We start from the raw sequence: 8,742 nt of genomic DNA, 5'->3' as shown, positions 1-8,742 counted from the left end.
GTGGTGGCAGTGGAAGTGCGGCGGCTGGCACAATCGGCCGCCGGCGCCTCGGCCGATGTCAAGAAGCTGGTCGAGCAGTCGGCCAATGAGGTCAAGGGTGGTTCGCAGCTGGTCTCGGACGCAGCGGCGCGGCTGTCGGACATGCTCGAGGCGGTCAAGCAGAACAGTGCGCTGGTCGAGGCGATCGCCAAGGCCAGTGGCGAGCAGGCCTCTGCCATCGAGGAGGTATCGACCGCCGTGCGCACGCTCGACGAGATGACCCAGCACAACGCGGCGCTGGCCGAGGAAACCAACGCCGCCATGGAGCAGACCGAGGCGCAAGCGCAGACGCTCGATCGCATCGTCGATATTTTTGTGCTCGATGATGGCGGCCAAGCCGTTGTTCGTACTGCGGAAAGGCCGAGAAACCGGGCGGCCTGACTGCCGATTAAGTTCGGACGCCAGCGTTAATTCACCGACTCTTTACGATGACAGGCACATGCTTGTTCCCAGGCCGCGCCTCCCCTCGCGCGGCAGAGGAGAACAATCACTGTGTCGAAACATACCATCCTGCGCCCCACCCTTGCGGCCCTGAGCCTCGCCGCCGTCTTGTCACTGGTGGCTGCCCCGCATGCCCAGGACGAATTCACTGCGCCGCTGACCGAGCTGGCCAAGAGCGACATCGCCGCTTTCGCCGCCGATCCGGCACTGGTTGCCGCCATCGTGGCGCAGAATGCGGTCACCGGCGCCTATGACCAGGCCCAGATCGATGCGCTCGATACGCAGTGGCGCGCCGAAGTGGGCGCCGCCAGCAAGCCGCTGATCGACGCAACGCTGGCCAATGCCGCCTCGCAATACCTGGCCGGCGTCCAGGATGCTTCAGCCGGCAAGTATACCGAAATCTTCGCCATGGATGCCAAGGGCCTCAATGTGGGCCAGAGCACGCTGACCTCGGACTATTGGCAGGGCGACGAGGACAAGTTCACCGCGAGCTTCGGCGCCGGTGCCGATGCCGTCCATATCGGCGAGATCGAGCAGGACGAGAGCACGCAGATATTCCAGAGCCAGGTTTCGGTGCCGATCACCGATCCGGCCAGCGGCGCCGTCATTGGTGCCATCACTGTCGGCGTCGACGTCTCCATGCTCTGATCCCTCGCGGCGGCCCCCGGGCCGCCGCCACTCTTTCACCCCCAGGTTTTCCGCCATGCTCAAGCTCACTCTCACTCGCAAGATCGTCGGCCTCGTGCTGCTGGCGCTGGTCGCCGGCTCAGTCGCCATCAGTTATGTCGGCACCAGCCAGAATGCGGCGCTGCTGCGGAGCGAACTGGAACGGGCCAATGTAACGGTCTCCACCGCCAGTACCGAACAGCTTGCCGGGGGCATCCGCTTCGGCAAGGCCGATGCGGTGCTCACCGCCTATGACGGGCTCAAGGCCTCCCTTGGCGACCAGTTTGCCGCCGGTGCCAGCTTCGACATGCAATCGACGCTGATTGCCACAACGGCCGAAGGCTCTGACCATGGCACGGCCATGGCCGATGTCGCTGCCCGGTCGCTGGCCAGCGGTGCGGTGGAAGCCCGCTCCGAGGGCGCCATTGCCTATGTCGCCGTGCCGGCCCGCTTCGGCCCGGACAAGGCCGTGGTCGGCACCGCTGCCTTCGCCTGGGATATCAGCGACAGCCTGGCGCGGCAAAGCCAGACCCTGGTGACCGCCGCACTGGTCGGCGCCGGCGTCATTGCCGTACTGATCGTGGCCCTCTATTTCTTCATTCGCCTGTCGGTCACCGGACCGCTGCTGGGCCTGGTCCGCGCGGCCACCCAGATCGCGCAGGATCCGGCCTCGGTCGACGGCGTTCCGGCCATTGCGCGCTCCGACGAGCTGGGCGAAATGGCCCGCGCCGTGGCGGTGTTCCGCGACAATGGCGTCAAGGTCGGCGAGATGAGCCTTGCCGAGACCGAGCAGCGCCGTCGCACCGCCAGCGACCGCGCTGCCATGATGGCCTCGCTGCGCGCGGCCTTTGGCGAAGTGGTCGATGCCGCCGTTGCCGGTGACTTCAGCCGCCGGGTCGATGCCAGTTTTCCCGATGACGAACTCAACGAACTGGCGGCCAGCGTCAACAATCTGGTTGCCACCGTCGATACGGGGCTCGAGGAGACCGGGCGCGTGCTGGCGGCGCTCGCCGACACCAATCTCTCGGTCCGCATGACTGGCGACTATCGAGGCGCGTTCGGCGCGCTCAAGAACAGCACCAATCAGGTCGGCGAGCAGCTGACCCGGATCGTGGGCCAGTTGCGCCAGACCTCGCGGGCGCTCAAGACGGCAACGGGGGAAATTCTCTCGGGCGCCAACGATCTGTCGGAGCGCACCACGCGGCAGGCGGCGACGATCGAGGAAACCTCCGCGGCGGTCGAACAACTGGCCGGCACGGTGGGGCAGAATGCCGTCCATGCCGCCGAGGCTAGCACCAAGGCCGAGGCCGTGCTGCGGTCGGCGGACCAAGGCGGTTCCGTTATGGGCCAGGCCAATGAAGCGATGGCGCGCATCACCGAATCCTCATCCAAGATTTCCAACATTATCGGGCTGATCGACGACATTGCCTTCCAGACCAACCTCCTGGCCCTCAACGCTTCAGTGGAGGCGGCCAGGGCGGGCGATGCCGGCAAGGGCTTTGCCGTGGTTGCGGTGGAAGTGCGGCGGCTGGCACAGTCTGCCGCCGGCGCCTCGGCCGAGATCAAGCAGCTCATTGACCGTTCCGTCAGCGAAGTGGCCGCCGGCTCGCGTCTCGTCGCAGAAGCGGCGGAACGCCTGTCGGGCGTCCGTGACGCGGTGCGCGAGAATAGCGGTCTGCTTGAGGGCATTGCCCAGGCCAGCCGCGAGCAGGCCTCGGCCATCGAGGAGGTCAACATTGCGGTCCGCACGATGGACGAGATGACCCAGCACAATGCGGCGCTGGTGGAAGAGACCAATGCCGCCATCGAGCAGACCGAGGCGCAGGCCAGCGAACTCGATCGGATCGTGGCGGTCTTCACGCTCGTTGACGTCGATCAGCCGGCAACGGGTCGCCGCGCAGCCTAGGCGCCTAGGCCAAGGCGGCCGTGACCAGGGCCTTGGCATGCAGGTCGGTCGTGTCATAGACCGGCAGCGGGCTGATGGAGTCGTCGATCAGCATGGTGATCTCGGTGCAACCGAGGATCACCGCCTCGGCGCCGCGCGCGGCGAGGCGCTCGATGGCGGTCACATAGACCTGGCGAGACTCCTCGCGCACGATGCCTCGGCACAGCTCCTCGTAGATGATGCCGTTGAGATTGGTGCGATCGACTTCGGGTATGAGCGAGGTGAGCCCGCGACTGGTCAACCCGTCGCGGTAGAAGCTCATTTCCATGGTGAAGCGGGTGCCCAGCAGGCCCACGGTCTCGAACCCGTCCGCGATCAGCGCATCGCTGGTCGGGTCGGCGATATGGATGAAGGGCACATTTATGGCGTCGATGATGTGATCGGCGATGATATGCATGGTGTTGGTGGCCAGCCCGATGACCTCGGCGCCGGCCACCTCGAGGCTGCGCGCGATGTCGGCCAGTTGGCGTCCGGCGCCGTCCCAGTCACCGGCCGCCTGCATGGCCGCGATGGGGGCGAAGTCCACCGAATGGAGGATCAGCGGTGCCGAGTGCAGGCCCCCCAGGCGTGCCGCGGTTTCCTGGTTGATGACGCGGTAATAATGCGCCGTCGATTCCCAGCTCATGCCGCCGATAAGGCCGATGGTTTTCATGTCGATGTGGCTAAGCGTGGGTGAAGCGTTGGGGAATGTCGGCGAAAGCCGCGGCGACCTTTTCATAGGCCTGTTTCTTGAACGGCACGATCAGGGCAGGGGTCCGGCTCAGCTTCTCCCAGCGCCAGGCGTCGAACTCGGCGGCATATTTGCCGCCGCCGGGCGCAGTGACGTCGATCTCGCTGTCGCTGCCGGTAAAGGCAAAGGCGAACCAGCGCTGGCGCTGCCCGCGATACTTGCCCTTGAGGGCCGTGCCCAGCGAGTCATCGGGCAGGTCGTAATAGATCCACTCGGGCGCCTCGGCCAAAAGGCTCACTGCCGTGATGTTGGTTTCCTCGTGCAACTCGCGCAAAGCGGCCTTGAGCGGATCCTCGCCCTTGTCGATGCCGCCCTGCGGCATCTGCCAGGGCGCGCCCAGCTCGGCGCTATCTTCGGGGTCGTCCTCGGCTTTGCGCCGGCCGATGAAGACATTGCCGTCGTGGTTGAACACGGCGATCCCCACGCAATCGCGATAGGGCAGGCTTTCACGGTCTGGACGGGCTGGCATGGACGAGGATTCCTACTTCATCAGAGCGCTGGCGGGCACCAGCATGATGCCCCGGGACTCAAGTTCGCGCGACCATTCGGCAATAGCGGCCACCGATATGGGCAGGGCGCTGACAATACCGATTGCGGCGCCGTTCTCCAGCGCCCTGGCCTCAAGGCTGGCAAGCGCTGCGAGAATGGATTGCCGGGCCGGATTGGCGTCGATGACCAGGTCGGCGCGCGAGAACGGCACCTTGTTGCCGGCTGCCAGCTGGTTGGCCACCGAGCGGTTGGATGAGCCGTCGTCGACATAGCCGAGGCCGCGTGCGCCCAGCTCTTCCATGATGGGAGAAAAATCGGTGGCCGCGGCGGTGAAGCGGGCGCCCATATTGTTGATCACCCCGACATAGCCGCCGAAGCGGGCCATCAGCCAGAACAGCTTTTCGAGATTGGCACGTGGCGGCTCACCGGTCAGCAGGGTCTGCGGGCCCGGGTCGTTCTGGGGAAAATCGAAGGGTTCGAGGGGAATTTCGAGCAGCACTTCATGGCCGGCAGAGCGGGCGGCCGCCACGGTGGTGACCAGCGTCTTGCCATAGGGGGCGAAGGCGAGCGTCACCGCATCGGGCAGCTGATCGATGGCGTCGAGCGAACCCTGTTCGTTGATGCCCAGGCCCGTGACGATGACGGCAACCATGGGCAGACCGCTCGCCACGGCTTCCCCGGCCGGACGCGAATAGGCCGCAAAGGGGGTGAGGCCCGTACTCGAGACGCGCGGGATGGGGCCATCGCTGGTTTCCTCGCTCAAGTCGGGCAGGGCGCCGAATATGTCAGGCAGGCCCGTAATGGAATTGGCGCCCGTGGTGCCGCTGGGCACAGCGGTCATGGAACTGCCGGCGGGGAATTGCTGGGGATCGGCGGTGATGGTCACCGGGCCGGTGGCGACTTCGTTGGCGATCTCGTTGCTGTTGCGCGTCGAGGTGATGGCCACTTCCTCGCTGGGGCGGCCGCCATTGGGGTCGTCGGTCAGCACCAGGCGCAGTACGAACGCGATAGCGAGCAGGGCCAACAGCGCGAACAGGGTCCGCGCGATCGGCAGATGCGGCCGCGATCCGGACTTGCGCTTGCGGCCGGTCAGCGGCGTCGTCAGGTCATTGGCCATTGTTCATGAGTTCCGCACGACGAAACACAGCGGGGGCGTGGCAGCGAATCAGCGGCCCGCCCCCGGCTTTGTCATAACACAGCAGCCCTGGGGCCCGTCATTCGGCCTTGGGCGGGAAGGCCGCGTCGGTCTCCTCGCCCTGGACCAGCCGGATCGCATATTGCAGCTGGGTGTCTTCGGCCTTTTCGGCGGGGACATAGACCGAGGAACCGACGCTGGTCTCTTCCTGGCCTTCGATGGTGATGTGGCCAGCCAGGCCCGCTTCACCGATGATCTCGTCGCGGCCCTGGAATTCTTCGGGCACCACCTGCTTGATCTCGATGTCGGGCGTGATGCCCAGCGCCTGGATGGAGCGGTTGTTGGGCGTGTAGTAGCGCGCCGTGGTCAGCCGCATGGCGCCGTCCGGCCCCAGCGAAATGATCGACTGTACCGAGCCCTTGCCGAAGGACCGCGTGCCCACCACGGTGGCGCGCTTGTGGTCCTGCAAGGCCCCGGCCACGATCTCGGAGGCGGAGGCCGAGCCGCCATTGATCAGCACCACCAGCGGCACGTCGGCTATCATGGCGTCGAGCGTATCGGGCTGGGCGTCGTAGCGGGCGCTTTCTTCGGCAATGCGGCCACGGGTCAGCACAACCGCGCCCTGCTTGAGGAAGGCGTCGGCGACATAGACCGACTGGTCAACGAGCCCGCCGGGATTGTTGCGCAGATCGAGAATGATGCCCTTGGGGGCCACGTCCTCGCGCTGGGCGTAGATGTCCTGAATGGCCTTTTCGATGCCGACAAAGGCCTGTTCGGAGAAGCGCGACAGGCGCAGCACTGCAACGTCGCCTTCGCCCTCGGTCTCCCCGCCTTCCATGCTCCAGCGTACGGCGCGCATGGCGATGACGGCACGGGTCAATTCGAATTCGAGCGGTTCGTTGAGACCTTCGCGGAAGACGGTGACGTTAATCGAGGTGCCGATCGGTCCGCGCATCTTGGCGACGGCTTCGTCCAGCGTCAGCCCCTGCACCTGCACGCCATCGAGTTCGATGATGAGATCGTTGGCCATGATGCCGGCGCGGGCGGCCGGGGTGTCGTCGATGGGCGAGATCACCTTGATCACGCCCTCTTCCATGGTGACTTCGATGCCAAGGCCGCCGAACTCGCCCGAGGTGTCCTCGCGCATGTCGTCATAATCGGCCGGCGGCAGATAGCCGGAATGGGGGTCAAGCGAGGTCAGCATGCCCTGGATGGCGGCGCGGATCAGCTCCTGCTCGTCCGGCGGATCGACATATTCGGCGCGGATGCGGTCGAAGATTTCGCCGAACAGGTTGAGGTCCGCATAGATTTCGAGCGGGTCGCGGGGGGCCGCGGCATTTTCCTCGGGTGTCGGCTCGGGCTGTTCGCCACCGGGAGCGGGCTCGGCCGGGGGCGCCTGCTCTTCGGCCGGGGCCGGAGCCGGCTCTTCCTGGGCAATCAGCAGGCCGGCAGGCAGCGACAGCGCCAGGACGATGGCGAGCGTGCGAAGGGGAGTCAGGCGCATGCGGGTTCTATCCACTCTGTGTCGGGGTAGCCCACCATCCGGTCGGATCGACGGGCTCATTGTTTTGTCGAAGTTCAATATAGAGGGTCGGCTGGTCGGCGCCAGCATTGGTGGTGACCGAACGGCCAATAGTGCGTGATCCCATCGCTCCCAGAGGCATGCCCATCTGCACGAACTGGCCGATGTCCACGGTCACGGTTTCAAGGCCCGCCAGCAGGACGGTGTAGTTCTGCCCGGTATTGAGAATGACGATTTGGCCGTAATTGAGGTAGGGGCCCTTATAAAGCACCCAGCCATCGGCCGGGGCCAGCACCTGTGCGTCGGCGCGGGTGACCACGGAAATGCCCTGGCTGATGCCGCCAAAGCCGTCGCCGGCGCCATAATCGACCACATTGACGCCATTGGCCGGCAAGGTGAGATAGCCCCTGGCGGCGCCAAAGGGGATGGCCGGTTCGGTGCGGGCGGTATTGGCCAAGGCAAGCTGGACGGCCTCTGCCGTCAGCACTGGTGCATCCGGATCGGTCGCGGCATCGGCTGCGGCTGCCGCGGTGGAAACCGAGGTGACGCGGTCCGAAAGCGTGCCGATCAATTCCTGCAGCGTTGCGGCGCGGGCGGCCAGCGCTTCGGCCTCGGCCTCCTCGGCAGCAAGTTCGGCGCTGCGCACGTCGATGCCCTGCCTTCGGGCGGCAATCAGCGTGGCAATGCGGAGCCGATCCTCGTCGAGCACCGAATAATTGGCCCGAAGCGTCGCTTCCTCGGCCAGGGCCTGCGCCTTGATCTCGGTCAGCGCCTGCAGGTCGGCCGTCACGGCGGCGGCCCTGGCGGTCAGCTGCGGCACGATGGCGGCGATCAGCATGGCGCTGCGGGCCGAGCCCAGCGCATCGTCGGGATCGACGATCAGCGCCGGCGGCGGGTTGAGGCTGATGCGCTCGAGCGCTGCCAGCACATTGGCGATCTCGGCATTGGAGCCGTCGAGCCGGCCGCGCACTTCGAATTCTGAGACGATCAGCGTCGAGAGGCGCTCCTCGACATCGGCAACCTCGATTTCGGCCAGCTTGACGCGCTGGGCGGCAGCGATCAATGCGGCGTTCTGGCGGGTGCGGTCGCCCTCCATTTCGGCAATCTCGGCCTTGAGCGCATCGATGCGCTCCTGGGTCAGCGAGATGGTGGCTTCCACTGCCTCGAGGTCAGCCGGCGTCGGCGCGGCCTCAGCTGGCGGCGCGGCTGGGTCTGTTGCGGCAAGGGCCGTCGGCTCGGACACGGTGCCACGCAGCGGCACATCCACCGGTGTTGCGAGCGCCGGTTCCGGCAGGGCCGGCGGCGTCTCGCTCTGGGCAAGCAGCGGCAAGGTCGTCGCGCCCGCCAGCAGCAGGCCGGCCAGCGTCAAACCCAGTCTCTTGCCCGGCTTGAACGCCATGACCTCTCCAGCAAGGGCGCGACACGCCCGAATCAATGCCGGCACCATAGCAAGCTGCCGGAAAACCGCAGGTTAACGTTGCTTAACCATAGCGTGATGGCAGGGCCTCAATCGCCGCGGTGATAGGGATGGCCGGAGAGGATGGTGGTCGTGCGATAGAGCTGCTCGGCCAGCATGATGCGGACCAGCTGGTGCGGCCAGACCATGGGCGAAAAGCTCAGCACCAGGTCTGCCGTCGCCACGAAAGCGGGATCGATCCCGTCGGCGCCGCCGATGATGAAGCTGGCGGCAGGGCGGCCATCGTCGCGCCAGCGGCCGATCTGGCTGGCAAAGGCTTGCGAGCCGATGGATTTGCCCCGCTCATCCAGCGCCACGA

9 protein-coding genes are annotated in these 8,742 nt (G+C 66.1%); 3 read left to right on the top strand and 6 right to left on the bottom strand.

Translation table 11 applies throughout. The features are described from left to right. The 3 genes from V6M52_RS01865 to V6M52_RS01855 all read left to right on the top strand — a co-directional run. Positions 1-420, top strand: a 420-nt coding sequence (locus tag V6M52_RS01865; protein ID WP_332698842.1) for a methyl-accepting chemotaxis protein, incomplete at its 5' end; no start/stop codon positions are given. A 111-nt stretch (positions 421-531) separates the two neighbouring features. After that, entirely contained in the window at positions 532-1,128 is a 597-nt protein-coding gene (locus V6M52_RS01860; RefSeq protein WP_332687741.1) for a hypothetical protein, read from the top strand. A gap of 55 nt (positions 1,129-1,183) precedes the next feature. Further along, a complete protein-coding gene (locus V6M52_RS01855) occupies positions 1,184-3,052 on the top strand; it encodes a methyl-accepting chemotaxis protein (RefSeq protein ID WP_332687740.1) in 1,869 nt (622 codons plus the stop codon). Between the two features lie 4 nt (positions 3,053-3,056). On the opposite strand, the gene V6M52_RS01850 is transcribed toward V6M52_RS01855, so the two are convergent. From V6M52_RS01850 to V6M52_RS01825, 6 genes are all read right to left on the bottom strand, one after another. Next, positions 3,057-3,743: an aspartate/glutamate racemase family protein gene (locus tag V6M52_RS01850; RefSeq protein ID WP_332687739.1), complete on the bottom strand. Its 687-nt coding sequence runs from the start codon at positions 3,741-3,743 to the stop codon at positions 3,057-3,059. A gap of 10 nt (positions 3,744-3,753) precedes the next feature. Next, positions 3,754-4,290: an RNA pyrophosphohydrolase gene (locus V6M52_RS01845; RefSeq protein ID WP_332687738.1), complete on the bottom strand. Its 537-nt coding sequence runs from the start codon at positions 4,288-4,290 to the stop codon at positions 3,754-3,756. Positions 4,291-4,302: 12 nt separating this feature from the next. Then, a complete protein-coding gene (locus tag V6M52_RS01840; RefSeq protein ID WP_332698839.1) occupies positions 4,303-5,427 on the bottom strand; it encodes a divergent polysaccharide deacetylase family protein in 1,125 nt (374 codons plus the stop codon). A 97-nt stretch (positions 5,428-5,524) separates the two neighbouring features. Further along, positions 5,525-6,949 (bottom strand): S41 family peptidase, encoded by a 1,425-nt coding sequence (locus tag V6M52_RS01835; RefSeq protein WP_332698836.1) that lies wholly within the window; start codon positions 6,947-6,949, stop codon positions 5,525-5,527. A 7-nt stretch (positions 6,950-6,956) separates the two neighbouring features. Beyond that, positions 6,957-8,366, bottom strand: coding sequence for a murein hydrolase activator EnvC family protein (locus V6M52_RS01830; protein ID WP_332698833.1), 1,410 nt, complete (start codon positions 8,364-8,366; stop codon positions 6,957-6,959). A 107-nt stretch (positions 8,367-8,473) separates the two neighbouring features. Further along, positions 8,474-8,742 (bottom strand): 23S rRNA (pseudouridine(1915)-N(3))-methyltransferase RlmH (locus V6M52_RS01825; protein WP_332698830.1); only part of this gene is annotated, 269 nt, incomplete at its 5' end.

The sequence above is a fragment of the Devosia sp. genome (genome assembly GCF_036676215.1).
Classification (GTDB): domain Bacteria; phylum Pseudomonadota; class Alphaproteobacteria; order Rhizobiales; family Devosiaceae; genus Devosia.
Note: the sequence above shows the minus strand (reverse complement) of the source record. Positions and strands in the feature narration are given on the sequence as shown.

Bases quoted from the DNA above. Each gene is read 5' to 3' on its own strand.
- V6M52_RS01845 (WP_332687738.1), bottom strand. From the start codon at position 4,290: ATGCCAGCCCGTCCAGACCGTGAAAGCCTGCCCTATCGCGATTGCGTG.
- V6M52_RS01850 (WP_332687739.1), bottom strand. From the start codon at position 3,743: ATGAAAACCATCGGCCTTATCGGCGGCATGAGCTGGGAATCGACGGCG.
- V6M52_RS01855 (WP_332687740.1), top strand. From the start codon at position 1,184: ATGCTCAAGCTCACTCTCACTCGCAAGATCGTCGGCCTCGTGCTGCTG.
- V6M52_RS01835 (WP_332698836.1), bottom strand. From the start codon at position 6,949: ATGCGCCTGACTCCCCTTCGCACGCTCGCCATCGTCCTGGCGCTGTCG.
- V6M52_RS01840 (WP_332698839.1), bottom strand. From the start codon at position 5,427: ATGGCCAATGACCTGACGACGCCGCTGACCGGCCGCAAGCGCAAGTCC.
- V6M52_RS01830 (WP_332698833.1), bottom strand. From the start codon at position 8,366: ATGGCGTTCAAGCCGGGCAAGAGACTGGGTTTGACGCTGGCCGGCCTG.